This window comes from Schinkia azotoformans (assembly GCF_035811335.1).
Lineage (GTDB): Bacteria > Bacillota > Bacilli > Bacillales > Bacillaceae_J > Schinkia > Schinkia azotoformans.
This window is the reverse complement of record NZ_JARSMD010000073.1, coordinates 1-910: the sequence shown is the minus strand read 5'-3', so window position 1 is coordinate 910 and position 910 is coordinate 1. Positions and strand designations below refer to the sequence as shown.

1 protein-coding gene is annotated in these 910 nt (G+C 38.2%); it reads right to left on the bottom strand.

From position 1 onward, the window contains the following. Nucleotides 1-176 precede the first annotated feature (176 nt). Nucleotides 177-818 (bottom strand): amino acid ABC transporter ATP-binding protein, encoded by a 642-nt coding sequence (locus P9E47_RS22880; protein ID WP_326165191.1) that lies wholly within the window; start codon nt 816-818, stop codon nt 177-179. Nucleotides 819-910 lie beyond the last annotated feature (92 nt).

Genomic DNA, 910 nt, shown 5'->3' with positions numbered 1-910 from the left:
TCAGGTAGATATTTAGAACAAGGGGGAGTTAGACGAGATGGTCTGCTTCCCCTTTTTAGCATTACTTCTGCCAAACTATGGACAATTAATACTGCCAAATTCTACGGCTAATATTTATCGCCAACAAAAATGACGGTTACAAATCAAAAAAATCACCGTCATAGTCGATTCCGAAACTACCGACAAACAGGGTGATTAATAACAACTTCTCGTGCAAACTCCATTTCATGGGTCACAATTAACATTGTAAGACCTAATTCTGCAAGCTCCTTCATAATTTTCAGAACCTCACCAACCATTTCGGGATCCAAAGCAGACGTTGGTTCGTCAAAAAGAATCACGTCTGGCTCCATCGAAAGGGCTCTGGCAATGGCTACACGTTGTTTTTGTCCACCTGATAATTGCTTAGGTTTGGCATTAACGTATTTATCCATACCAACAACTTTTAAATACTTCATTGCGATTTTTTCTGCTTCTTCCTTTGAACGACCCAACACCTTGACTTGTCCAACAACACAATTACTTAAAACGTTGTGGTTATTAAATAAATTAAATTGTTGGAATACCATACCCAGCTTTTGACGGTAAGTAGGGATATCGTGCTTGTCATCCAAAATATTTTCACCACGATAAATGATTTGGCCGCCGCTCGGCTTTTCTAATAGATTAACACAACGAAGTAACGTTGATTTACCTGAACCTGAGGAACCGATAATACATACTACTTCACCTTTATTAACTGAAAAATCGATGTCTTTTAAAACTTCATGGGCTCCAAAGGATTTGCTTAAATGTTGAATATCAATGATCTTTTCCATCTTTTCTCCTCCTTTGCCAGCTTATTTATTACCGTCATATTTATCTGTTCGGCGAATGGCATCTTCTGCGGTTTCAACCTGCATTTGATTAC